Source organism: Acinetobacter sp. YH16051, assembly GCF_013417135.1.
GTDB classification, from domain to species: Bacteria; Pseudomonadota; Gammaproteobacteria; order Pseudomonadales; family Moraxellaceae; genus Acinetobacter; species Acinetobacter towneri.
In genome coordinates this window covers 26,104-49,831 of record NZ_VPEN01000004.1, presented here as the reverse complement: position 1 = coordinate 49,831, position 23,728 = coordinate 26,104, and the positions used below count along the sequence as shown (strand labels likewise).

Sequence of the window (23,728 nt, the reverse complement as noted above, 5' to 3'; positions counted from 1 at the left end):
CAAAGCGTGCAGGACGATTTAGGAAAATTGTACTAATCGTATATTCTAAAGACAAAAAAAGAGCATGCGATTAGGCATGCTCTTTTCTTTTGCAGCAAATTACTCAGATACGATAGTAACGAGAACTTCAGCAACAACATCATGGTGCAATTGGATTGCGATGTTGAATTCACCAGTGTGACGAAGCGCACCGTTTGGTAAACGAACTTCTGCACGGTCAACTTCAAGACCAGCATTCGTTAACGCGTCAGCGATGTCACGAGTACCGATAGAACCGAAAAGTTTACCTTCATCACCAGCTTTAGCAGTGATTACGATGTTAACTTCGTTCAATTGGTCAGCACGTGCTTGAGCAGCAGCTAAAATTTCAGCTTCTTGCTTCTCAAGTTCAGCACGACGAGCTTCAAATGCAGCAGTGTTTGCTTCAGTTGCAGCAACTGCTTTACCTTGAGGGATCAAGTAGTTACGGCCGTAACCAGCTTTAACTGAAACTTTATCGCCTAATTTACCAAGGTTCTTAATGCGTTGTAATAAGATAATATCCACAGCTCAACCTCACTTATGATTGTCAGTGTAAGGGATCAACGCTAAGTAGCGAGCTTGTTTAATAGCAAGCGCTAATTGACGTTGGTAACGAGCTTTAGTACCTGTAATACGGCTAGGAACAATCTTGCCATTTTCAGTGATGTACTGTTTTAGTGTATCGATATCTTTGTAGTCGATGTACGTAACGTTCTCAGCTGTAAAGCGGCAGAACTTGCGACGACGGTAAAAACGTGCCATTGATGTTCTCCTTAAGCTTCAGCAGAGTCTTGGTTAGCGTGTTGTGCTTCTTCACGTTGAGCTTTACGCGCACGTTTTTCTTCAGCACTCTTAGCCAATAATGACTCTTCAGTGATAGCGTTTTCACGACGGATGATCAAGCTACGAAGGATCGCGTCGTTATAACGGAACAATTCTTGTAACTCGTCAAGCGTAGTTTGACCACATTCAACGTTCATAAGAATGTAGTGCGCTTTGTGAATTTTGTTAATTGGGTAAGCCAATTGACGACGGCCCCAATCTTCTAAACGGTGAATTTGACCTTCAGCTTCTTTGATGTGAGTTAGGTAACGTTCTACCATACCCACAACTTGATCGCTTTGGTCTGGGTGTACCAAAAGTACGATTTCGTAGTGACGCATTGTCAGCTCCTTACGGTTTATGCAGCCCCTGACTAAATTGAGCCAGAAGCAAGGAGTCACAACCGAAGTTGTGTCGCAAAATTGCGAAGCGTGAATTTTAGAGCTTTTACCAAGTAAATACAAGGCTTGGTCTAAGAAAAGATCGGCTTGGGTAAAAAGGGAATGTAATATTTTGCATCTATGATTGGAATTTAAATTTTATACTTTGTATTTGTATGTCACTAACTTTTAGAGTGTTTAATTCGAAAATTATTAAGGACGAATAAATCAAAGACAGATAAATTGTTATTATTTAAATATTGAAGTGTGGAGAGGGTAGGCACTCCATTAAAAGATAGAGCTAAACTCTATCTTTTAAAAAAGTATGATTTGCGTGCTTGGTGCGGTTGCTGTAAAGCTAAAACATAAACTCACAACAGTAATTAAAATAACCGAAAATAGGAAAAAGCGTTTTGCCCATAATTGATCATTTTCTGCTTTGAAGCCAATGACGCCAATATAGAACCAATAAATACAAAGTGCATTCAAAATAACCAGATATAGCCAGTTTGCATAACCAAATACAAACAGTCCATTCATGGCAACGGTAAATAACACCACATAAATTAGTGATTCAATTTTCGTTCGTAAAATTGAACGAGCAACTGGCAAAATTGGAATCCCCGCATTTTTGTAATCATCAAAACGGTAAATTGCAATCGCCCAAGAGTGGGGCATTTGCCAAAGTGCATAACCTAAAAAGATAAGTAGTGCAGCTAAGTCAAATTGATTTGCAACAGCGGTATAACCAATGACAGGTGGGCTTGCGCCTGAAATACTGCCAATAATGGTTTGATGAATTGTTGTGCGTTTGGTCCATAGACTGTAAAAGCCGACATAAACCACGAAACCAATCAGTGCAAAAAGAAAAGCGTATGCGTTAACTCCAAACCATAAAATGCTAAAACCAATTATGCCCAATACCACTGAATAAATCAGCGCAATAGGAACAGAAACAGTTTTTTTCACTAAAGCACGGTTTTGTGTGCGTTGCATTTTTTGGTCGATGTCTTGGTCAATAATATTGTTGACCACACATCCTGAGGCGACAACAAGCGTTGTACCAAGCAGAGTAAGCAGTAGGAGAAGGAAATCTACAGAACCTTGGGCAGCTACAAAGTAGCCACCCAAAGTGGTAATAAAATTACCAAAGAGAATTCCTGGCTTTGTCAGGAATAAATACTTTTTCAGCATGACAACCAGTTTAGATCATCATGTTGTAGTGTAGGTAGTTCATGATCCATACAGAACCAACCAAAAGGATGGCAATGGTCAGAATGGTATACACGAATGCAATCACGTTCCAACGTTGCTCTGAAGAAGAATTCATATGCAAGAAATAAATTAATTGAATAAGAATCTGAGCAACTGCTGTAATCGAAATAACAGTAATCAAAATACCACGGCCAAAACCACCTGCCATAACCATACCAAAAGGAATAATGGTAAGGATAACAGAAAGGATAAAGCCAATCGTATATTGCTTAGTGTTACCGTGTGATGCACCAGCAGAGTTGTGATCGTGACTCATTAGAGAACTCCCATCAAGTAAACTACGCTGAATACACAGATCCAAACGATGTCAAGGAAGTGCCAGAACAAGCTTAGGCAAGCTAAACGACGCATGTTCGGAATAGTCAAACCATATTTCTTGATTTGAACCATTAACACGATCATCCAAACTAAACCTGAAGTTACGTGAATACCGTGCGTACCAACCAAAGTAAAGAACGCAGATAAGAACGCACTCGCACTTGGACCATGTCCAGCGTGAACTAAATGGTTGAACTCATAAAGTTCCATACCAATAAAGATCGCACCGAAAACCCAAGTCACGCCTAACCAAGTTAGAACTTTAGCAACATCTTTCTTGTAAGCAGCTAAAACGGCAAAACCGAAAGTTACAGAAGAAATCAACAGGGCAAAAGTTTCTGTTAAAACGAAGCCTAATGACTCGCCAAACAAATCTTTAGCTGTTGGAGTGCCTACTGGAACGTGGCTACTTAATACAGCGAACGCGATGAAAAGTGTACCAAAAATTACAAGGTCACTCATCAAGTAGGTCCAGAAACCAAAGACGGTGATGTCTGTATCATCGTGGTGATGATCATCATGTCCGTGGTTGTCGTGATGAAGTACTTCAGCCATGTCTTAGTCCTTCTTCAAGTGTTTTTCAAGGATCGCATAGCGTTCGTTTTCAATACGCTCAACTTCAGCAGCAGGAACATAGTAGTCCACTTTCTTCGTGAAAGAACTCACGATGAAGCTGATGATTGCCGCAATGAACGTAACGATTGCTAGCCACCAAATATGCCAGATTAATGCGAAGCCCATAGTTGTAATAAACATTGCAATTATGAAGCCAGCTGCACGGTTAGTTGGCATATGGACATCTTCATACTTAGTTGGACGAGCGTATGCAACACCATTTTCTTTGTCAGTCCAGAAAGTATCAATACCATTGATCTTTGGAAGGTGAGCAAAGTTATAGAACGGTGCTGGAGAAGAAGTAGCCCACTCAAGCGTACGGCCATCCCATGGATCTCCAGTAAGGTCTAAGCGTTGGTTGCGTTGTAGGAAGCCAACCACAATCTGCATAACGAAGCAGAATAGACCAATAGCAATTAACACAGAACCGAAGAACGCAATTGCCAAGTATGGATCCCATTCTGGGTTGTCATATGTATTCAAACGACGAGTCATACCCATGAAACCAAGGATATAAAGTGGCATGAATGCAAAGTAGAAACCGAAGAACCAGAACCAGAATGCTGCTTTACCCCAAGTTTCATTGAGTCTCCAACCAAACATTTTTGGCCAGTAGTAAATGATACCTGCGAACATCGCGAATACTACACCACCAATAATTACGTTATGGAAGTGAGCAATTAGGAATAAAGAGTTGTGTACAAGGAAGTCCGCTGGTGGAACTGCCATTAATACACCTGTTAAACCACCGATACCAAAAGTCACAAGGAAGCCAAGTGTCCAAAGCATTGGGGTAGTGTAGGTAATACGACCCTTGTACATGGTGAATAACCAAGAGAAGATTTTCACACCAGTAGGAATCGCAATAATCATGGTCATGATACCGAAGAACGCGTTAACGTTGGCACCTGCACCCATGGTAAAGAAGTGGTGAACCCATACAACAAGTGATAACACACCAATTGCAACAGTTGCGTACACCATTGATTTGTAACCGAACAATGTTTTGCGAGCAAAAGTCGCAGTTACTTCTGAGTAAATACCAAATGCTGGTAATACTAAGATATAAACTTCTGGGTGACCCCATGTCCAAATCAAGTTTACATACAACATTGGGCTACCACCCATGTCGTTCGTAAAGAAGTGGAAACCGAAGTAACGGTCAAGCGTTAACATTGCAATTGTCGCAGTTAAAACTGGGAATGTTGCAATGATAAGTACCGCAGTAACTAATGTTGTCCAAGTGAAAACAGGCATGTCCATAAGTTTCATGCCAGGCGCACGCATTTTGATGATGGTAACGAAGAAGTTAACACCAGTAAGAAGCGTACCTAGACCAGAAACCTGAAGTGCCCAAATATAGTAGTCAACACCAACACCTGGAGAGTATTCGATACCAGATAGAGGAGGATAAGCCATCCAACCTGTAGCAGCGAATTCACCTAATGCAAGTGAAACCATCATTAAACCTGCAGCACCAGCGAATAACCAGAAGCTTAAAGAGTTTAATAACGGGAAGGCTACGTCACGAGCACCAATCTGTAATGGTACAGAGATGTTCATTAAGCCAACAACAAGACCCATTGCCACGAAGAAGATCATGATCACACCGTGTGCGGTGAAAATCTGGTCATAGTGTTCTGGGTGTAAATAGCCTTCACCACCACCTTTCGCAAGGAACTGTTGAAGACGCATCATGATCGCATCTGCGAAGCCACGAAGTAACATGACTACAGATACAAAGATATACATGATACCAATTTTTTTATGGTCTACAGATGTGAACCATTCGTTCCACAAGTAGCCCCATTTTTTGAAGTAGGTAATACCAGCAATCGCTGCAAGACCACCTAAGATCATCGCTGCAACAGTTACCAATACGATTGGATCGTAAGGAATTGCATCTGGACCTAACTTACCTAATAAGCTCATGTCTTATTCCCCTTGAGAAGCAGTCGCATGTTCAACTGCTACATGAGTTTCAGAAGCAGGCGCTTCACCAGCCACTACAGGAGCTGAATGGTCAGCACCATGGTAGTTACTCATATAGTTATTGATCACTGATTCAAACAAGCCTTGCTCAACAGAAGAGTAATAAGTCACAGGATGTGGCTGAGTCTTATATGGACCTTCTTTTAAAGCCGTTGCAGCAAGTTTTTTCTCTAATTCAGTTTTGGCGTTACGAACCATTGCATCAATTTGTTTCTGTGAACGGTTACCGTCACGTAAAGAAGCAAATTCAGCTTGATCTAAAACTGTTTTTTGAACAGCTTGAGGATTGATAGTCGTACCTTGACCTGCTTTAACAGCTGTTACCCATTGCTCAAAATCAGCTTGAGTTACAGAGTGAGCTTTAAAGCGCATTTGCGAGAAACCATAACCTGAGTAGTTAGATGAGAAACCACGGAATTCGCCCGTGTTGTCTGCTAAAACGTTCAAGTGAGTTTGCATACCCGCCATTGCATAAATCTGACCAGATAATGCAGGGATAAAGAACGAGTTCATTGTGAAGTTAGATGTTAAACGTAAGCTTACAGGCGTTTGCTCTGGGAAGCGTAATTCGTTAACAGTAGCAATGTTCTGTTCTGGGTAGATGAAGATCCATTTAAATTGTTCAGCAATAACTTGAACAGTTAAAGGAGCTTTTTCGGATTCTAGCGGACGGTAAGGGTCGTACTTGTGGGAACCCCACCAAGTTAACCAAGCTAAAATACAAATAATAATAACAGGTATACCCCATACTACAATTTCAATTGCAGTAGAGTGTGACCATGTTGGTTGATAGTCTGCGTCTTTATTCGATGCGCGATATTTCCAACCGAACCACAATGCCATAATTGCAGATGGAATAACCACCAATAGCATTAGGTAAATCGCAGTCATCATCAGGTTACTTTGACCTGCTGCAACTGGACCTTTTGAGTTCAGAAGTACTAAATCACCGCCACACCCAGTTAAGAGTGCAGCCATCGTAGATAAAGACAATACAGCTAAAATCGTTTGTCTCATTTTACAACCTCGGTGAAGAGTCCCATTCCCTAATTTAATATGGGATAGCGATTAAAGTGTCGCATGATTAAAAAGACATCAAAAAAGATGAAAAAGTCTTCTTAATCATCGGACACCGCTACGTTGTAGGGCATTATGCCTGATATCGACAAACTAAGCTACACATAAAGCGGCTTTAAGTGGAGGGAATAAAAACCAATTTTTATACTCGGAATTATTTGTGTTAATTTTAATTTATTTATATTTATCAATATTATAAGAAAAAAGGGATGATCAATCATCCCTGAATAAATAAAATCAAATTATTGCTTTACGACTTTGGTTTTGGCGAGTTTATCGTGCAAAGCCTGTCGTTTTGCACCAAATGCAAAGCCATAATCTAAAATTGTGATGAAGGGCATAAACATCATATTCAAAATAATGAAAATGATAGAGCGAATAGTAAACACACGCATTAGGCTGACTTTTTCATCGGTTTCAGCATCGACAATCTTAATTTTAGTCAGACGTTTGCCAATACTTTGTCCAGTTTTAGCCAGCAGGAAGGCTTGTATGCCCAGCATAATCAATAAATAAATTGCCACCGCTTGCCAAGCTTGCATTGGAATGAGCTGAAAGAGTTCAGTTTGCAATTGCATGGCTTGATCAGACGTTGTCGCTGCCTGCATTTTTTGTTGTAAACCAGACAATTGTTCAAACTGGTCCGCATTTAAGAAAAAAGAGGGAAGTGCTGCTGCAGGCAACCATAACAACATGTCTATAATTTTGGCTAAAGCACGTTGGTTAATGCTCGCCAATTCATTTTTTGTTGCCTGTGTTCTTGAATTTGATGATGCTGAGCTTGGTCGTGATGTGTTTGTAGCCGTGTAATCTGTATTTTGAAAAGGTGAATGTTCAGGGGCAGGTGGTGTGCTGACGTAGCCTTGTGGTTCATATACAAGTTTACCTTGGGTGAGTTCACCTAAAGCTTTCCATTCGCTCATGCCTTGGTGCCAAGCCAAATCTGTCAGCAACACTTGTTGGCTGGCGAGCATTTGGTTGAGCTGCTCTAAGGTGTATGGCCCAGCTTGTTGATTATTTCGTGCCAAGTAAATTTGCATAAATATAAAATCTCAAAAAATGAATTTGAAAAAAAACCCACGCAGGTGCATGGGTTTTCTTTTAACACGTTTTACTACGCTTGTTGAGCTTTTTCTTCAGAAAGGAAGAACCAAGTGTCTAAAACTGAGTCTGGGTTTAAAGATACAGATTCAATACCTTGTTCCATTAACCAACGTGCAAGGTCAGGGTGATCTGAAGGGCCTTGACCACAGATACCGACATATTTACCTGCTTTACGGCATGCGTGAATTGCCATAGAAAGTAATGCTTTCACTGCAGGGTCACGTTCATCGAACAGGTGAGAAACAATGCCTGAGTCACGGTCTAAACCAAGTGTTAACTGAGTTAAGTCATTTGAGCCGATAGAGAAACCATCGAAGTGCTCAAGGAATTGTTCAGCCAACAATGCGTTGGTTGGTAATTCACACATCATGATCACTTTCAGACCATTTTCACCACGTTTTAAACCATTCAGCGCAAGCAATTCGATCACACGTTTTGCTTCAGCAACGGTACGTACAAATGGAATCATAATTTGTACGTTGGTTAAGCCCATTTCGTCACGTACTTTTTTCAAGGCACGACATTCAAGCTCGAAGCAGTCACGGAAATTGTCAGACACATAACGACTTGCACCACGGAAGCCCAACATTGGGTTTTCTTCTTCTGGCTCATATAACTTACCACCAATTAAGTTTGCGTATTCGTTTGATTTGAAGTCAGACATACGCACAATCACTGGTTTGTCAGCGAATGCAGCAGCAAGGGTAGAAATACCTTCAACCAATTTTTCTACATAGAATTCGATTGGCGATGAATAGCCCGCAGTACGCGCCATAACTGCTGCACGTGTTTCACGTGGTAAGCTGTCAATATTAAGCAATGCTTTAGGATGCACACCAATCATACGGTTGATGATGAATTCTAAACGTGCAAGACCAATCCCTTCGTTTGGAATTTGAGCAAAGTCAAATGCGCGGTCTGGGTTACCAACGTTCATCATGATTTTGAACGGAAGTTTAGGCATAGATTCGATTGAGTTCTTTTGAACTTCAAAATCTAAAGCACCTTCATAAATGAAACCTGTGTCGCCTTCGGCGCAAGAAACTGTAACTTCCTGACCATCAGTCAAAACTTCAGTTGCATTACCACAACCTACAATTGCAGGTACGCCTAATTCACGGGCAATAATTGCAGCGTGACAAGTACGACCACCGCGGTTAGTGACAATTGCAGCAGCACGTTTCATCACTGGTTCCCAGTCTGGATCAGTCATGTCTGAAACAAGAACGTCACCTTCCTGAACTTTGTCCATTTCTTTAATAGACGTTACAACGCGGACTCTACCAGAACCGATACGCTGACCAATTGAACGACCTTCACAAATGACCGTACCTTTTTGTTTCAATAGGTAGCGTTCCATAGTACCGACGTTTTCACGGCTTTTTACAGTTTCAGGACGTGCTTGAACGATGTAGATTTGACCGTCATCACCATCTTTTGCCCATTCAATATCCATAGGCGCTTGATAATGTTCTTCAATAATTAACGCTTGTTTCGCTAATTCTTGTAGTTCGTGATCATTTAAAGAGAACTGTTGGCGATCTTGTTTTTCAACATCGACCACAACTACAGATTTACCAGCCGCGCCTTCTTCACCATAAATCATTTTTTGGTGTTTAGAGCCAAGGTTACGACGTAAAACTGAGTGTTTGCCTGCTTTTAATAAAGGCTTAGAAATATAGAATTCATCTGGGTTAACTGCACCCTGAACCACCATTTCACCCAAACCATAAGAAGCAGTAATGAATACAGCATCACGGAAACCAGATTCTGTATCTAGGGTAAACATTACACCAGCAGCGCCAGTTTCTGAACGTACCATACGTTGTACGCCTGCAGACAAAGCAACGACATCGTGGTCAAAGTTTTGGTGTACACGGTAAGAAATCGCGCGGTCGTTGTACAAAGATGCAAAAACTTCTTTAATGGCAATTAATACGTTGTCAATGCCACGGATGTTTAGGAATGTTTCTTGCTGACCTGCGAAAGATGCGTCTGGTAGATCTTCTGCAGTTGCAGATGAACGAACGGCAACCGCGATGTTTGGGTTGCCGTTAGAGAGTGCTTCAAAAGCAACTCGGATTTCTTGTTCTAGTGATGCAGTAAGCGGAGTGTCGACAATCCATTGACGAATTTTTGCACCAGTTTCAGCAAGCGCATTCACGTCATCTACATTGAGTGTTTTTAGCTCTGCTTGAATTTTAGCGTTTAGGCCACTTTGCTCGAGAAATTCACGATAAGCAGCAGCTGTTGTTGCAAAGCCACCTGGTACCGATACACCAGCATTAGATAAGTGGCTGATCATTTCGCCCAAAGATGAGTTTTTCCCACCCACGAGCTCAACATCGTGTTTCCCTAATTTTTCCAGACCAATTACGCGCGCTTCCAAAGTTGTTACTCCACTTTTGCAGTATTAATCACTATCTTGTCATGAAATTATAATAAATCTACTTAGCAATTTGGTTTTACTAAGCGACAGTCATGTAAGATCGGTTTACTATAAAGATTATATAGCACTAAGACAAATGTTTAAGGAGAATTTTAATGTCAGATGGTAAACAAATTAAGCGGAGTGTTTTTTTTATTTCCGATGGAACTGCAATTACGGCTGAAACCCTTGGACATTCACTCTTAGCGCAATTTCCAAATGTGGACTTTGATATTCATATTCATCCTTATATTACGTCTGAAGAAGCGGCTATGAATGTGGTGGCAGAGATTAATGCCCGAGCACAAATTGATGGTCAATTACCTTTGGTGTTTGATACCTTGGTTGACCAATATGTGCGTGACATTATCAACACTGCCAAAGCAATTAATTTAGATGTATTTGAAGGCTTAATTAGTAAGCTTTCTGAAGAGTTAGGAACACCACCAACCACTTTGGTCGGGCAGACGCATGCCGTAACAGATTCTGAATCTTACAAGGCACGTATTGATGCGGTGCATTTTGCCTTAGATAACGATGATGGCGCACGTACACGCCATTACGACAAGGCCGATCTGATTCTGATTGGGGTGTCGCGTTCGGGTAAAACGCCAACTTCCATCTACCTTTCTTTACAGTTCGGGATTCGTGTGGCGAACTATCCATTGACTGAAGAAGACCTCGATGACAACCGTTTGCCAGCCGTATTAAAGCCGCATAAACATAAGTTATTTGGCTTGATGATTGATGCTGAACGCCTTGTGGCAATTCGTACTGAACGTAAAGCCAATAGCCGTTATGCAAGTTTTAATCAATGCCAAATGGAATTGCGTGCGATTGAAGGTATTTATATTTCAGAAGGGATTAAATATTTAAATGTTTCAGAAATGTCGATTGAAGAAATTTCAACACGTGTTTTACAAATGACAGGTTTAAAACGTCGTATTGGTTAATGAAACTATATGTATTAAAAGAGCCAAAATTTTATTTTGGCTCTTTTTTATTGGATTTAAATAGAATAAAAATCAAGCTACTATTTATTTAAATGATAATGCTTTTAGTGTGACTTAAAATGTAGTGATAATGGTATCAATTGGATGTTCTTGTCCATCAATACTATGCACGCTATGTGCACAGACTTTGACAATTGGCCAAGTAATCAAATGGCAATTTTCGCGTTGTAAAGCTGAATAATAATGATCAGATTTAAAATAGCGTTGATGTGTATCTGCAATGTTTGGTGTGAGTTGACGTTTAAGCCACGTGTCTTTGACTTGAGCATCTAAAAAGCGTAAAGCCAAAATATTTTTGACGCGGTTATTAAACAAACGTCGATTTTTAAACACCAAAGGATGGCTAATTAGGCGATGGATGCCACGTTCTGTACTTGGCAGGACAAAATGCGGTGCAATTTGAAAGACTTGAACAGATGTTGCTTGCTGACAAATTCTATCGAGTTGTGCCACGCTGTCCTGATTTGCACCAATAACTGCAACGCGTAAACCTGTGAAGTCATGCTGTTTGATTTCAGTTGCAGGAATGCATTCGCCTTGGAATTCTTGAAAATCTGCCAAGCAGTTTTGAAAAGCGTGTCTATGTACGTCGTGTTTAGGACTGACCATGCTGAATCTCTTGATTTATTCATTTTATAAATTAGAACATTTACTCTATTTTGTTGGGGCAGTACTGTTTGGTAAAGTCTTTTGTGCAGGCGAGCCAGTCATTCCTAAAGATTGAAAATTAATTCAACTGAGATTACTGAGATTTAAGCGAAAGAGAACAAGAAAACGGATTTAAGTTATTTATTTTAAATGTTTTTAATTGATGAAACCTTGTAGCTCAATAGAACTACAAGGTCGGAGCTAATTAAGTATCTAACTTCATTTGCATGAGCAAATCAAAGTTATGTAAGCGTTTTTCTGTGTCATAGATGTCACAGGTAAAAATAAACTCATCGACATCATACTTCGCCAATAAGTTTTCCAATCCTGCTTTGACAGTCGCCTTTGAGCCAATTTGCGCCATGGCATAAAAACTATCAACTGACATTTTTTCTGCAGGTGACCATAAGCCATCCATACTTTCGACTGGAGCTTTGAGTTTTAGGCTTTGTCCACGCATTAAACCTAAAACACGCTGATAGGCACTAGTCGCCAAAAATTCTGCTTCTTGGTCGGTATCTGCAACCACTGTTGGCACACCCATAGACACATAAGGCCGCTCTAAATATTCTGAAGGCTCAAAATTGTCACGATATAACTGAATGGCTTGAGCAAGCATACGCGGGGCGAAGTGTGAGGCAAATGAGTAGGGTAGTCCTAATTTTGCAGCAAGTTGTGCGCTAAATAAACTTGAACCAAGCAACCATACAGGAACGTGTGTCCCTTGTCCTGGCGTAGCAACAATACGTTGTTGTGGTTCAGCATCTTTAAAGTAATGCAAAATTTCTAAAACATCTTGCGGAAATTGATCTTCAGTTTCCTGTCGCCCACGACGCAGCGCACGCATGGTCACTTGATCTGTGCCTGGTGCGCGACCTAAACCGAGTTCAATACGGTTAGGATATAAAGTCGCTAAAGTTCCAAACTGTTCAGCGACCACTAACGGTGCGTGGTTGGGGAGCATAATACCGCCAGAACCGAGTTTAATTTTTTGCGTATTTGCTAATAAATAACCCAAAAGAACTGCGGTTGCTGAGCTGGCAATGCCATCCATATTATGATGTTCCGCCAACCACAAACGGTCATAGCCGAGTTGTTCTGCGTGTCGTGCTAATTCAAGTGCATGATGCAGTGAAAACTGTACTGATTGATCATCACGTACAGGTGCGAGTTCAAGAATGGCAAATTTTGTGTCTTGCAGGGAACGCATCATTTATTCCAGCTTGATTAAAGAGAGTTTTATCATACGATGCTGCACTGATTTTGTATATCGAAAATTTTCGATATATGGGCGAGTCATGAGATATTGCCATTTAACAACGCGCGACATTCATCCAAAAAGCACGCTTTATAAAAAAACATTTATCCAAGCAAGTAGTCAGCAAACAAAAAGCACCCGAAGGTGCTGAAGAAGTTAGAAGTATCGTGAGAAATTAACGACGTTTACCATTTTTATAGTGACCTAAATGTAAGCCATTGTCTTTGCGGTAACGGTCATTATAACGGTAGTCATTGTAGCGATAGCCACGGCTATCATAGCGGCGGTCATAACGATCATCGTAGCGTTTGTTGTCATAGCGGTCATCTCGACGGTCTTCGCTAACTTTTTGACCTAATACTGCACCACCTGCAGAACCGAGTCCTGCACCGACATAGCCACCATTGTTGCCTGCCATATTGCGACCAACGCTATATCCACCTGCACCGCCCAAGGCAGCACCAATCATGGCACCGTTACGGTCACGTTTATTGGCAGAAGCTGCAGCACCGCCCGCACCACCAATGGCTGAACCAATCATCGCGCCTGTTTGTCCACCCATTTGTTGACCAATTGCTGCTCCGACAGCACCACCCAAGGCAGAACTTACGGCAACACGTGTATCGTTTGCATGCGCAGTACTCATAAGCAAGGCAGAACTTGCGATAACGCTACCCAATAAAATACGATTAAGTTTCATGCGGATGCTCCAAATATTGATTAATATGTTTTGTAATGAAGATATAGAAACAGATGGCAAAGATCGTGAAGGGCAATGAGGTAAATCTGCAAAGTTTGGTAAAGACTTTGTAATTGCACTGCTAAATTTCTTCATATTGATTATGGTCGTTTTTTTGAACTGATATATGAAGAAAAATTAATCCTATAAAAAAGCATCAAACCTGTGTTGATGCTTTTTTGCTGCTCTATGCCTATCGTTCAAGATTAACGACGGTTGCGTTTTTTCTTCCATTTACGTTCTTGATAGCGGTCATATTCTTTATCTTTCGAGATTTTATTGCCGAGTGCTGCACCACCTGCTGCACCTAAAGCTGAACCAATATAACCACCATTGGTACCGCCCATATTTTTACCTACGGTATAACCCGCACCACCACCCAAAGCACCACCAATTGCAGATTCAGTACGATGACGCTTATCACTCGCCACGGCTGCACCACCAGCACCGCCTAAGGCAGCGCCTAGTGTTGCACCCGTAGTACCACCCATATTTTTACCAATAGCTGTACCTGCAACACTGCCTAAAGCACTGGCTGCGGCAACGCGCGTAGTATTGTCTGCATAAACGTTGGCACTGAGCATTGAAGCTGTGGCTAAAGCTGCTGTCATTAATATTGCATTAAGTTTCATGTTGAACTCCATGTCCATTTACAGGACTTATTTATGATCAATTTTGATGGGCTCAATTTAACAAAGCGCCGCTTTTAAAATGTGGAGAGTGCAGACGAGATTGGTGTTCTTTGGTGTGGGCTTTGTATGAGTTTGATTAAAATTGCTAAAAAAATGTCCAAATGCGGATGCTAATTGCGGTACTTGGTGAGTTGTACATTCACCGCAATGCACAGCATCATCAAGCAGAAATACTGCTAGAACATCTGCAGATAGGCATTTCAAACATCGTACAGACTTAATAATGATGTTATTTGGGTGGTAGAATCGGTAAACTATGCGCAATTTTTAATTTCGCTGTGCTGCGTGTTGCATGTAACAGCCTTTGCATTGAGATTTTTTAAACAATGAAAGAATCGTTACGTTTACGATTAGATCAGCTTTCTGACCGCCATGAAGAATTGACTGCTTTGTTGGCAGATGTTGAAGTGATTTCAGATAACAAGCGTTTTCGTCAATTATCACGTGAACACAGTGATTTAGACGAAATTACGGCAGTGTGGTCACAATACACACAAGCCGAAGCCGATATTGAAACAGCCGAAGCAATGTTGTCTGATCCTGACTTTAAGGAAATGGCGCAAGAAGAAATTAAAGACAATAAAGCGCTGATTCAGCAACTTGAAGCTGACTTAAATATTTTAATGATTCCAAAAGACCCGAATGATGCCAACTCGGCTTATTTGGAGATTCGCGCAGGGACAGGTGGCGATGAAGCCGCGATTTTCTCGGGTGACTTATTCCGCATGTATAGCAAATATGCCGAAAGTCAGGGCTGGAGAATCGAAATTTTATCTGAAAATGAAGGTGAACACGGCGGATATAAAGAAGTCATTTGCTTGGTGAATGGCGAAGGCGTGTATGGCCGTTTGAAGTTTGAAAGTGGTGCGCATCGTGTGCAACGTGTTCCTGCGACTGAATCGCAAGGTCGTGTGCATACATCAGCGTGTACTGTGGCAATTTTACCTGAAGTAGATGTAGACACCACGGTAGATATTAACCCTGCCGATTTGCGTATCGATACCTATCGTGCTTCGGGTGCGGGTGGTCAGCACGTTAACAAAACCGACTCTGCAGTGCGTATAACCCACATTCCGACGGGTACTGTGGTGGAATGTCAGGAAGAGCGTTCACAGCATAAAAACAAAGCGAAAGCGATGGCGTTGTTGGCATCACGTTTGGAAAATGCCAAACGTGCTGCAGCAGATGCAGCAACTTCAGAAATGCGTCGTGATTTGGTGGGTTCGGGTGACCGTTCTGAGCGTATTCGTACCTATAACTATCCGCAAGGACGTATGACAGATCATCGTATTAACCTGACTTTATATAAGTTGGATGCGGTGATGGAAGGTGATTTAACTGAACTACTAGATAGTCTGCATCGTGAATATCAGGCAGATCAGTTGGCGATGCTTGCTCAGCAAAACGGTGGTTAATGAATATTGCGCAAGCCTTGGCGCTACGTGGTGAAGTCGATAGCTATGAGCGTCAAGAAAATATTTGGTTGTTAGAGCATTTTTTAGGACTCAGTGCGCTTGAATTAAAATATCGTGCAGATCAGGAATTGAGTGCCGCGCAAGAGCAGATGTATGTGCAGGCTTTGGCACGTATAGCAGCAGGCGAGCCTTTGGCGTATATCACAGGTTCACAGCCATTTTGGACACTGGATTTAAAAGTCACGCACGATACTTTGGTGCCACGTCCTGATACCGAGGTTTTGGTCGAAACTGTGTTGGCTTTGTCATTACAACGTGATGCTGTAATTGTCGATTTAGGCACAGGTACAGGGGCGATTGCTTTGGCTTTAGCATCTGAACGTCCAGATTGGCAGGTAACCGCAACCGATATTTACCTGCCAACGCTTGCAGTTGCTCAAGAAAATGCAAGCAAGCATGCTTTAAATCAGGTGCAATTTGCCCGTGGTGCATGGTTTGAGGCATTGGGTTCAGCAGCCGAGCCACGTTTTGATTTAATTGTATCTAATCCGCCGTATATAGATGCTAATGATGCACACATGTCTGCTTTGGCAGCAGAGCCTGAACGTGCATTGGTGGCAGCAGATCAGGGTTTGGCAGATATTCTGCAGATTATTTCGCAGGGTAAGCACTGGCTGAAAGCAAATGGATGGATTGCACTAGAGCATGGCTATGACCAAGCTTTAGCAGTGCAAGCGATTTTTGCAGAACACGGTTTTTCTGACATTCGTACAGTCAAAGATTATGCAGGCAATGATCGGGTGACTTTAGCACAATGGCTTGCTGGCTGATGTGTTATATCAGTTAAAAATCTTGTGAGATCTATTTATCAGCTTGCAAACATAGACGAATGATTAGCAAAGTTTAAGTGCAAGACCAATTTATGAGCCTCAACTCAACTGATGTCAGCTTAGGTTGCCTTTCACTGCCAAAATTGCAGGTGGCAGTTCTTCGCCAAGTGAACTCAGCATTTCCCGTTCAATTAATCGCACCATGGAGTTGAGCGGTAAATCATTGTCTTGCAGGCCAAAAGGTTCTTCAAGTTGTTCGCTGAGAGCATCTAAACCTAAGAATAAATAGGCAATTAAACCCACCAAAATTGGTGTCCAGATTCCTAAACTTGCTTCTAAACTAAAAGGCAGAATAAAGCAGAAGCAATACACAGTGCGGTGCAACAAGACTGAATAAGAAAAAGGCAAGGGTGTGCTGAGAATTCGATCGCAACCTGCTTGCACATTACCCAATTCAACAATATGTTGATTCAAGCCTTGATAAATAATATCGGAAATTTCACCTGTTTTCAGTGCGCTGACTAACTCTTTTTGAATGCTTTCTAAAATAAACTGTGCGGCATTAATATGCGGAAATAATGCTTCATAATCTGCAGATGTGAGGTTGACTTTGTTTTGATAAAAATCGATAGGTTGGTTTTGATTGCGTAAACGGTTACGCAATAAATTACTAAACAACATGACCCGATACATCAAGACCCGACGCTGTTGATCTGGCAGTACGTATGAGTCACGTGAAATATGCCGTGATGTTGCAATTAACGTCCCCCACAATTTTCGACCTTCCCACCAACGTTCATAACTGGCGTTATTTCTAAAACTGAGGAAAATAGACAAAATAATACCGAAAATGGTAAAGCCAATGGCTGGTACGCTCGGCACTTGAAAAAAGTGGTGAGAAGACAAATACACTAAGACCGTAGAAAGGAAGACCACAATTGCAAGTGCAGGTAAGACCGTGGGTAAAATTGTCCCATACCATGCAAACAGTAGGGTAAAACTGTTGTTTTTATTGCGAATAATCATCTTGATGCATCCTTGAAGCTGTCCTTAGTGTTTCATAGACAAACAACGCTTGGCAAGATGATAGCTAGCTTTTGATTCAAAAAGCAGCAAGCGGCTTAAAGTCAATTTTTCTTATTTATTATTGCAACAGCCAATAAAAAAGTGATGCCATGAAGACATCACTTTTTAAATACTTTCAGCAACTGAATGCTCAAAGTTTTAGCTTACATCGGGTAATCTTGCAAACAGTCTGGAATTTCAACTTGTGCCAAACTGTCTGTTTCTAAAGCTAAACATAGTGCAACAATTTTAGCGGTATCGCACAGGTGTTCATCTTTGAGTGCTAAACCTGCTTGTAAAGATTGTAAATCTTCTTGGCAAATATCTAGGGCTTGCGCTGCTTCAAGTGCATCTTCACGTTTGAAAAACGCAGACATGACATTGCGTAACTGTTCTTCTGAGGTATTTAGAATACTTTGATTGAGTAATTCATCTAATTGGTCAGAAGCTTGGTTGAGGGAGTGAGAGAAATTTTGAACTAGATTGTGTTCAAGTACATCCATCATCTTAAGCATGGGGAAACCTCCAAAGATGCTCGTACATTTAATATTACAGGGGGAGTATGACAGCCGAATTGCATAAAATTTATGCTTTAAATTGATTGAAAAGTAAACTAAATTTAATACTTTGACAATGCAGTGCCGATGAACGTCCAGTTCACTTCTCAACCTTGAAATCACAGCGATGAGTTTTCTTTTATAATTAAGTTGTTTGTAAAATACACAAAATAGTGGCTGAGTAGTAGGTGATAAGTCACGCAATTATGAGCTTTCAATTATGAGCTTTCGGTATATTGTCGATATGCACCAGGATTGACCCCAGTCCATTTTTTAAAGGCACGATGAAAAGCGCTAGGATCATGGAAATTTAATTGATCGCTAATTTCCTGAAGTGATTGTTGGGTTTTGCTCAACAATTCAATTGCCGTATCTCGACGGATTTCATTTTTTAATTGCTGATAGCTGGTGCCTTCCTGCTTTAAACGCCGTTGGAACGTCGCTTCAGACATATTGAAATGTTGGGTTAATTCGTTCAGTTCTAACCACTCACTCGGCGGCAATCGCATTAATTGTTTACGGATTTTATGACTCAGCGCATGTGGGTTTTTATAACGCACCAAAAGGTTAAAAGGTGTTTGTTTTAAAAAGCGTTTCCAACTTTTTTTATCCTGCTTGATTTTTAAATCAAGATGTTTTGCCTCAAAATAAATCTTATGCGCTGTACACGCATATTCAATTTCATCACAGAAACGGACACGATAATCAGCATCATCCTGCGGGGCAGCACATTTGAGTTGCATGTTTAAAATAGCGATACGTTGTCCTGTCAGCCAGCACATCAAGCCATGAATCAGCATTAAATAAGTGGCATAACTAAACATCGGTTTCACTTGATCTTTATCGTGAATGGTTAAGATTGCATATTCACCATCTACGTTTAATTCACCTGAAAAATCATCCAGTATTAAATTAAAGAAATTTAAAATGTCCTGTAATGCGGCCTTTAAATGCTCTGCTTGGTACACCCATTTAGACAAGAGTTGATAACTGCCACGACGCATAGCATGGCTGTCCATGCCAAAAAATTCATCGTTCATGGCATCTGCCAGTGCAATCCACAATTGACCATATTGCAGAATTGACACCCTCGCTTTGTTGGAATGTAACAGCTCTGCAGGAATACCCGCCGTCTGCAAAATCGCATGCGTATCCATACCGCGTTGCTGTGCAGTATGCAAAGCTTCATGGACTAAAGCAATTGAAATTGTACCTTTGCTGTAAGTGAGCTGAGTTGCATTCATGGGATGGCGTGGTATTCCATTTACAAGTTGAGTGTTCAAATACATCATAGTCGATGCAGGGTTTGGAAATTGTACTCTAGCTTGAGTGTGATTAATCTGTTTCTTAAGTTGTATCAACCTGAAAATTTATAAGGAAAATAAAATGAAAATTCAAGGAAAAGTCTGTGTGGTCACGGGTGGTGCATCGGGTTTAGGCGCTGCGACTGCACAACATTTAGTTGCGCAAGGTGCAAAAGTTATTTTGGTTGATATGAATCAAGAACTTGGGCAGCAGCTTCAACAGCAATTGGGCGAAAATGCAGACTTCGTAGCTGTAGACGTGACCGATGAAAACCAAGTACAGCAGCTTTTTAACCATATTGAGCAAAAATACGGACAGTTAAATGGCTTGGTGAATTGTGCAGGCATTGCACCGTCTGCTAAAGTCTTGGGACGTGATGGTTTGCATGATTTGGCAATGTTCCAAAAAGTGCTGAATATTAATGTCACGGGCAGTTTTAATATGATCCGTTTTGCGGCACAACTGATGGCGAAATATGACTTAGCCGCCGATGAAGAAGAGCGTGGTGTGATTGTGAATACTGCTTCGGTTGCAGCATTTGATGGGCAGATTGGACAAAGTGCGTATTCTGCATCGAAAGGTGCAATTGTGGGGATGACGCTGCCTTTGGCACGTGAATTGGCACGTGAAGCCATTCGGGTGATGACGATTGCCCCTGGTATTATGGAAACCCCGATGCTGAAAGCATTTCCACAGCATGTGCAAGATGCTTTAGGGCAAATGGTGCCATTTCCACCACGTTTGGCAAAGCCTGAAGAATTTGCGCAATTGGTGGGTCATATTTTTGAAAATGGTTATTTAAACGGTGAAGTGATTCGTTTGGATGGCGCAATTCGTATGCAACCGAAATAAGTTATGACGATGCTATATCCATAAAATAGCCTAAGCAAAAATTCAAGTATTGAAAAACTGGATACTAAAAAACCGTTGCAATACAGCACAAGGATGTTGCGCGCATTCCTGACAAAAACAACATCTACCATATAAACAGAGGGTCACCATGATTTTAAGCCATGAACAAAAAATGATTCAGGATATGCTGCGCAGTTATGCACAGGAAAAGCTTAAACCAACTGCAGCGGCACGTGATAAAACTGCTGAATTCCCTGCAAAGGAGTTAAAAGAACTGGGTGAGCTAGGTGCTTTGGGCATGACCGTTGCAGAAGAATGGGGCGGTGCAGGTTTAGATTATGTATCTCTCGTTTTAGCCTTAGAAGAAATTGCTGTGGGTGATGGTGCAATTTCAACGATTGTGAGTGTGCAAAACTCATTGCCATGCGGAATTACACAACGCTACGGCACAGAGGCGCAAAAACAAAAATATTTAACTAAACTGGCAACAGGCGAATGGTTAGGCTGCTTTTGTTTAACTGAACCACAAGTCGGCTCTGATGCCAGCGCGATTGAATGTAAAGCTGAAAAAGATGGCGAGGATTGGGTTTTAAATGGCACCAAGCAGTTTATCACCACAGGCAAATATGCAGATGTTGCTTTAGTTTTTGTTGTAACGGACAAAACTGCGGGTAAAAAAGGCATTTCCTGCTTTTTAGTCCCGACGAACACACCAGGTTATATCGTGGCACGTTTAGAAGACAAAATGGGACAGCACTGTTCCGATACCGCCACCATCGTGTTGGAAAACTGCCGTATTCCTGCAGAAAACCTATTGGGGCAAGAAGGTGAAGGCTACAAAATTGCACTCTCTAATTTAGAGTCGGGGCGTATTGGTATTGCCGCGCAATCGGTGGGTATGGCGCGAGCAGCTTTAGATGCAGCCGTGGACTATGCCAATGAGCGTAAAGCTTTTGGAGTTGAAATTGTGCAACATCAGGCAGTCGCGTTTCGCTTGGCAGATATGGCAACACAGATTGAAGCTGCACGACAGCTTATTCTACATGCCGCAAGCCTCAAAGATGCAGGCTTACCGTGTTTAAAAGAAGCATCTATGGCCAAGCTTTTTGCTTCAACCATGGCAGAGCGTGTGTGTTCAGATGCGATTCAAATACATGGGGGCTATGGCTATGTATCTGATTTCCCAGTTGAACGTATTTACCGCGATGTGCGCGTTAGCCAAATTTATGAAGGTGCATCCGATATTCAGCGTTTGGTGATTGCACGTGAAGTGACTAAGCGTTAAAGCTGAGTATCTAAAACTTTAGTCGGTGTCCAAAGCTTGCAAGGTTATTGCAGGATGTGGAAATTGAGAAAATGTTCAAATCATGTTTAGCTAACTTGATTGAAAAATACGCGAAGATCATGTCGTGATTGCGTTGCATGATCGACTTCAACACAGCAAACCTAATTTAAATTTTAAAGAGCGATTCAATCCTAACTTGTAAAAACGGTTAAAACAATAACGCATATTGCTGCAAATGAATTGCAGTGTCATCAGTTTAAGACGGAGCTTAAAAGAATGAAAACTTTGCAAGAGGCATATCAACAGTTTGATATTGAGCAACTGATTCAAACCCAATTGGCAGGAACGCCAACGGCACTTAATGCCTATGAAGAATGTTGCGGACGCTATACGGGTATTCAACAAACTGCCTTAATTTGGGAAGGCAAACACGGTCAAACTGCATCGTGGACATTTGATCAACTGGCAGAAGCATCTGGAAAATTGGCAAATTATTTTACTCAACTGGGCTTAAAAGCAGGTGATTGTATTGCAGGATTATTGCCGCGTACGCCTGAATTGTTAATTACGGTTTTTGCCACATGGCGCATTGGGGCAGTGTATCAGCCTTTATTTACAGCCTTTGAATCTAAAGCGATTGAGCACCGTATTCAAACTGCAAAGACGCAGCTCATTGTGACCAATACTGAGCAGCGTCCAAAACTAAATGCCTTGTCTAATGTGAAAATTTTAACTGTGGACGCAGCAAATCAAGCTCAAAACCATGATACAGATTTTTGGCAAGTTCTAAGCACTCAAGACACCTACTTTGAAACCGTGTATCGCAGTTTTGAAGATGATTTTCTGATGATGTTTACATCAGGCACTACGGGTTTAGCTAAATCTGTACCTGTGCCTTTAAAAGCCATTGTGGCATTTAAAGGTTATATGCAGCATGCAGTCGATTTAAGAGCAGAAGATTCATTTTGGAATTTAGCCGACCCTGGTTGGGCTTATGGCTTGTATTACGGTATTACAGGGCCACTGAGTTTGGGGCATAGCATTATTATGGATGAACGTCCATTTAGTGTTGATCATGCACTGGAAATTATCCGTAAATATCAGGTGAGTAATTTAACAGGTTCACCAACCGCATTTAGAATGTTCTTTGGTTTTAAAGAAAAGTTTGATGGTGATATTCAACGACATCTGCGTGTGGTTAGCAGTGCAGGCGAGCCGCTCACACCAGAAGTGATTCATTGGTTTAAGCATGATTTACAAGTCAATATTTATGATCAATATGGACAAACCGAATTGGGGATGGTGATTGCCAATCATCATGCACTGGAACATCAGAAAAAAGTAGGTTCTGCGGGTTATGCTATTCCCGGACATCGTTTCGCGGTTTTAAATGCACAGCATCAGGAAGTCGCTCACGGCGAAATTGGCACACTTGCACTGGATGAATCACAATCGCCTTTAATGTGGTTCAAAGGTTACGATGGGGATGACCGTAAATCATTTGTGGGACAGTATTATTTAACGGGTGATACGGTACGTTTAAATGAATTTGGTGGGATTGATTTTATTGGTCGTGCAGACGATGTCATTACAACTTCGGGTTATCGTGTCGGGCCTTTTGATGTAGAAAGTACTTTGCTTGAATGTGAGGAAGTGCTTGAATCCGCAGTAATTGGTAAGCGAGACCCAGAGCGTACAGAAGTGGTAAAAGCCTTTGTGGTGTTAAAAAATCAATATCAACCAAGCACTGCATTGCAGGAAAAGCTGCAACAGTATGTGCGTTCACGCTTATCGAAACATGCCTATCCTAAAGAAATTGAATTTGTCAGCAGTTTGCCTAAAACATCCAGTGGAAAAATTCAGCGTAATTTATTGAAGCAACAAGAAATTGCAAAACAAAATGCTTTTAAAAAAGTGAGCTAAATTCAGCCAATAGGCCCTGTTAATTATTGCGCCATAAGAAAAACGCCATTCATACAGATTGGCGTTTTTTTAAATCTGTATTCTTTATTTAAACCACCCGATTATGCAAGCACG

23 protein-coding genes are annotated in these 23,728 nt (G+C 41.3%); 6 read left to right on the top strand and 17 right to left on the bottom strand.

What is annotated here, in order from left to right:
• Nucleotides 1-99 precede the first annotated feature (99 nt).
• The 10 genes from rplI to ppsA form a co-directional block, all read right to left on the bottom strand.
• A complete protein-coding gene (rplI, locus tag FTV41_RS04940) occupies nucleotides 100-546 on the bottom strand; it encodes a 50S ribosomal protein L9 (protein ID WP_004973150.1) in 447 nt (148 codons plus the stop codon).
• A 9-nt stretch (nucleotides 547-555) separates the two neighbouring features.
• Nucleotides 556-783, bottom strand: a complete 228-nt coding sequence (gene rpsR, locus FTV41_RS04935) for a 30S ribosomal protein S18 (RefSeq protein ID WP_004719336.1) — start codon at nucleotides 781-783, stop codon at nucleotides 556-558.
• Between the two features lie 11 nt (nucleotides 784-794).
• Entirely contained in the window at nucleotides 795-1,184 is a 390-nt protein-coding gene (rpsF, locus tag FTV41_RS04930) for a 30S ribosomal protein S6 (RefSeq protein ID WP_179993783.1), read from the bottom strand.
• A gap of 354 nt (nucleotides 1,185-1,538) precedes the next feature.
• Nucleotides 1,539-2,417, bottom strand: a complete 879-nt coding sequence (cyoE, locus tag FTV41_RS04925) for a heme o synthase (RefSeq protein ID WP_004973155.1) — start codon at nucleotides 2,415-2,417, stop codon at nucleotides 1,539-1,541.
• Between the two features lie 10 nt (nucleotides 2,418-2,427).
• On the bottom strand, nucleotides 2,428-2,754 hold the full coding sequence (locus tag FTV41_RS04920) for a cytochrome o ubiquinol oxidase subunit IV (RefSeq protein WP_004973158.1): 327 nt from the start codon (nucleotides 2,752-2,754) through the stop codon (nucleotides 2,428-2,430).
• Nucleotides 2,754-3,371: a cytochrome o ubiquinol oxidase subunit III gene (gene cyoC / locus FTV41_RS04915; RefSeq protein ID WP_004973159.1), complete on the bottom strand. Its 618-nt coding sequence runs from the start codon at nucleotides 3,369-3,371 to the stop codon at nucleotides 2,754-2,756. Before cyoC ends, FTV41_RS04920 begins: the two co-directional genes overlap by 1 nt.
• A 3-nt stretch (nucleotides 3,372-3,374) precedes the next feature.
• The gene (cyoB, locus tag FTV41_RS04910) at nucleotides 3,375-5,363 is read right to left on the bottom strand and encodes a cytochrome o ubiquinol oxidase subunit I (RefSeq protein WP_096900904.1); all 1,989 of its coding nucleotides are present in this window, start codon (nucleotides 5,361-5,363) and stop codon (nucleotides 3,375-3,377) included.
• A gap of 3 nt (nucleotides 5,364-5,366) precedes the next feature.
• Complete coding sequence (cyoA, locus tag FTV41_RS04905; RefSeq protein ID WP_004973169.1) at nucleotides 5,367-6,440, bottom strand: ubiquinol oxidase subunit II; 1,074 nt, start codon at nucleotides 6,438-6,440, stop codon at nucleotides 5,367-5,369.
• A 302-nt stretch (nucleotides 6,441-6,742) separates the two neighbouring features.
• On the bottom strand, nucleotides 6,743-7,540 hold the full coding sequence (locus FTV41_RS04900) for an RDD family protein (RefSeq protein WP_004973172.1): 798 nt from the start codon (nucleotides 7,538-7,540) through the stop codon (nucleotides 6,743-6,745).
• A 74-nt stretch (nucleotides 7,541-7,614) separates the two neighbouring features.
• Nucleotides 7,615-9,993, bottom strand: a complete 2,379-nt coding sequence (gene ppsA, locus FTV41_RS04895) for a phosphoenolpyruvate synthase (protein ID WP_004973175.1) — start codon at nucleotides 9,991-9,993, stop codon at nucleotides 7,615-7,617.
• Nucleotides 9,994-10,148: 155 nt separating this feature from the next.
• On the opposite strand from ppsA, the gene FTV41_RS04890 reads away from it, so the two are divergent.
• A complete protein-coding gene (locus FTV41_RS04890; RefSeq protein ID WP_004973178.1) occupies nucleotides 10,149-10,985 on the top strand; it encodes a pyruvate, water dikinase regulatory protein in 837 nt (278 codons plus the stop codon).
• A gap of 114 nt (nucleotides 10,986-11,099) precedes the next feature.
• On the opposite strand, the gene FTV41_RS04885 is transcribed toward FTV41_RS04890, so the two are convergent.
• From FTV41_RS04885 to FTV41_RS04870, 4 genes are all read right to left on the bottom strand, one after another.
• The gene (locus FTV41_RS04885) at nucleotides 11,100-11,654 is read right to left on the bottom strand and encodes a hypothetical protein (protein WP_004973179.1); all 555 of its coding nucleotides are present in this window, start codon (nucleotides 11,652-11,654) and stop codon (nucleotides 11,100-11,102) included.
• A gap of 244 nt (nucleotides 11,655-11,898) precedes the next feature.
• On the bottom strand, nucleotides 11,899-12,903 hold the full coding sequence (locus tag FTV41_RS04880) for an LLM class flavin-dependent oxidoreductase (protein ID WP_004973182.1): 1,005 nt from the start codon (nucleotides 12,901-12,903) through the stop codon (nucleotides 11,899-11,901).
• Between the two features lie 223 nt (nucleotides 12,904-13,126).
• Complete coding sequence (locus FTV41_RS04875) at nucleotides 13,127-13,651, bottom strand: hypothetical protein (protein WP_104852121.1); 525 nt, start codon at nucleotides 13,649-13,651, stop codon at nucleotides 13,127-13,129.
• Between the two features lie 245 nt (nucleotides 13,652-13,896).
• Nucleotides 13,897-14,322, bottom strand: a complete 426-nt coding sequence (locus FTV41_RS04870; protein ID WP_179996208.1) for a glycine zipper 2TM domain-containing protein — start codon at nucleotides 14,320-14,322, stop codon at nucleotides 13,897-13,899.
• A gap of 386 nt (nucleotides 14,323-14,708) precedes the next feature.
• Here FTV41_RS04870 and prfA point away from each other — a divergent pair, with 386 nt between their 5' ends.
• On the top strand, nucleotides 14,709-15,797 hold the full coding sequence (gene prfA / locus FTV41_RS04865) for a peptide chain release factor 1 (protein ID WP_004973192.1): 1,089 nt from the start codon (nucleotides 14,709-14,711) through the stop codon (nucleotides 15,795-15,797).
• The gene (gene prmC, locus FTV41_RS04860; protein WP_167846066.1) at nucleotides 15,797-16,627 is read left to right on the top strand and encodes a peptide chain release factor N(5)-glutamine methyltransferase; all 831 of its coding nucleotides are present in this window, start codon (nucleotides 15,797-15,799) and stop codon (nucleotides 16,625-16,627) included. Before prfA ends, prmC begins: the two co-directional genes overlap by 1 nt.
• A 114-nt stretch (nucleotides 16,628-16,741) precedes the next feature.
• Here the strand turns inward: prmC and FTV41_RS04855 are convergent, their stop codons facing one another.
• From FTV41_RS04855 to FTV41_RS04845, 3 genes are all read right to left on the bottom strand, one after another.
• Nucleotides 16,742-17,653, bottom strand: coding sequence for a bestrophin family protein (locus FTV41_RS04855; protein ID WP_004973196.1), 912 nt, complete (start codon nucleotides 17,651-17,653; stop codon nucleotides 16,742-16,744).
• A gap of 203 nt (nucleotides 17,654-17,856) precedes the next feature.
• Nucleotides 17,857-18,207, bottom strand: a complete 351-nt coding sequence (locus tag FTV41_RS04850) for a hypothetical protein (protein WP_104852119.1) — start codon at nucleotides 18,205-18,207, stop codon at nucleotides 17,857-17,859.
• Nucleotides 18,208-18,467: 260 nt separating this feature from the next.
• Nucleotides 18,468-19,493, bottom strand: coding sequence for an AraC family transcriptional regulator (locus tag FTV41_RS04845; RefSeq protein ID WP_178865887.1), 1,026 nt, complete (start codon nucleotides 19,491-19,493; stop codon nucleotides 18,468-18,470).
• A 142-nt stretch (nucleotides 19,494-19,635) separates the two neighbouring features.
• Between FTV41_RS04845 and FTV41_RS04840 the strand changes: the two genes are divergently transcribed.
• The 3 genes from FTV41_RS04840 to FTV41_RS04830 all read left to right on the top strand — a co-directional run bounded on the left by FTV41_RS04840 (nucleotide 19,636) and on the right by FTV41_RS04830 (nucleotide 23,614).
• On the top strand, nucleotides 19,636-20,406 hold the full coding sequence (locus tag FTV41_RS04840) for a 3-hydroxyacyl-CoA dehydrogenase (protein WP_004973201.1): 771 nt from the start codon (nucleotides 19,636-19,638) through the stop codon (nucleotides 20,404-20,406).
• A 148-nt stretch (nucleotides 20,407-20,554) separates the two neighbouring features.
• Nucleotides 20,555-21,691, top strand: coding sequence for an acyl-CoA dehydrogenase family protein (locus FTV41_RS04835; RefSeq protein WP_179996207.1), 1,137 nt, complete (start codon nucleotides 20,555-20,557; stop codon nucleotides 21,689-21,691).
• 276 nt (nucleotides 21,692-21,967) lie between these two features.
• Nucleotides 21,968-23,614 (top strand): AMP-binding protein, encoded by a 1,647-nt coding sequence (locus tag FTV41_RS04830; RefSeq protein WP_179996206.1) that lies wholly within the window; start codon nucleotides 21,968-21,970, stop codon nucleotides 23,612-23,614.
• The last annotated feature ends 114 nt before the right edge of the window (nucleotides 23,615-23,728 follow it).

Excerpts from the sequence above, each read along its gene's own strand:
- rpsR (WP_004719336.1), bottom strand. The coding sequence starts at position 783 with ATGGCACGTTTTTACCGTCGTCGCAAGTTCTGCCGCTTTACAGCTGAG.
- rpsF (WP_179993783.1), bottom strand. The coding sequence starts at position 1,184 with ATGCGTCACTACGAAATCGTACTTTTGGTACACCCAGACCAAAGCGAT.
- cyoE (WP_004973155.1), bottom strand. The coding sequence starts at position 2,417 with ATGCTGAAAAAGTATTTATTCCTGACAAAGCCAGGAATTCTCTTTGGT.
- FTV41_RS04920 (WP_004973158.1), bottom strand. The coding sequence starts at position 2,754 with ATGAGTCACGATCACAACTCTGCTGGTGCATCACACGGTAACACTAAG.
- cyoC (WP_004973159.1), bottom strand. The coding sequence starts at position 3,371 with ATGGCTGAAGTACTTCATCACGACAACCACGGACATGATGATCATCAC.
- cyoB (WP_096900904.1), bottom strand. The coding sequence starts at position 5,363 with ATGAGCTTATTAGGTAAGTTAGGTCCAGATGCAATTCCTTACGATCCA.
- cyoA (WP_004973169.1), bottom strand. The coding sequence starts at position 6,440 with ATGAGACAAACGATTTTAGCTGTATTGTCTTTATCTACGATGGCTGCA.
- FTV41_RS04900 (WP_004973172.1), bottom strand. The coding sequence starts at position 7,540 with ATGCAAATTTACTTGGCACGAAATAATCAACAAGCTGGGCCATACACC.
- FTV41_RS04890 (WP_004973178.1), top strand. The coding sequence starts at position 10,149 with ATGTCAGATGGTAAACAAATTAAGCGGAGTGTTTTTTTTATTTCCGAT.
- FTV41_RS04885 (WP_004973179.1), bottom strand. The coding sequence starts at position 11,654 with ATGGTCAGTCCTAAACACGACGTACATAGACACGCTTTTCAAAACTGC.
- FTV41_RS04880 (WP_004973182.1), bottom strand. The coding sequence starts at position 12,903 with ATGCGTTCCCTGCAAGACACAAAATTTGCCATTCTTGAACTCGCACCT.
- FTV41_RS04875 (WP_104852121.1), bottom strand. The coding sequence starts at position 13,651 with ATGAAACTTAATCGTATTTTATTGGGTAGCGTTATCGCAAGTTCTGCC.
- FTV41_RS04870 (WP_179996208.1), bottom strand. The coding sequence starts at position 14,322 with ATGAAACTTAATGCAATATTAATGACAGCAGCTTTAGCCACAGCTTCA.
- prfA (WP_004973192.1), top strand. The coding sequence starts at position 14,709 with ATGAAAGAATCGTTACGTTTACGATTAGATCAGCTTTCTGACCGCCAT.
- prmC (WP_167846066.1), top strand. The coding sequence starts at position 15,797 with ATGAATATTGCGCAAGCCTTGGCGCTACGTGGTGAAGTCGATAGCTAT.
- FTV41_RS04855 (WP_004973196.1), bottom strand. The coding sequence starts at position 17,653 with ATGATTATTCGCAATAAAAACAACAGTTTTACCCTACTGTTTGCATGG.
- FTV41_RS04850 (WP_104852119.1), bottom strand. The coding sequence starts at position 18,207 with ATGCTTAAGATGATGGATGTACTTGAACACAATCTAGTTCAAAATTTC.
- FTV41_RS04845 (WP_178865887.1), bottom strand. The coding sequence starts at position 19,493 with ATGAATGCAACTCAGCTCACTTACAGCAAAGGTACAATTTCAATTGCT.
- FTV41_RS04840 (WP_004973201.1), top strand. The coding sequence starts at position 19,636 with ATGAAAATTCAAGGAAAAGTCTGTGTGGTCACGGGTGGTGCATCGGGT.
- FTV41_RS04835 (WP_179996207.1), top strand. The coding sequence starts at position 20,555 with ATGATTTTAAGCCATGAACAAAAAATGATTCAGGATATGCTGCGCAGT.
- FTV41_RS04830 (WP_179996206.1), top strand. The coding sequence starts at position 21,968 with ATGAAAACTTTGCAAGAGGCATATCAACAGTTTGATATTGAGCAACTG.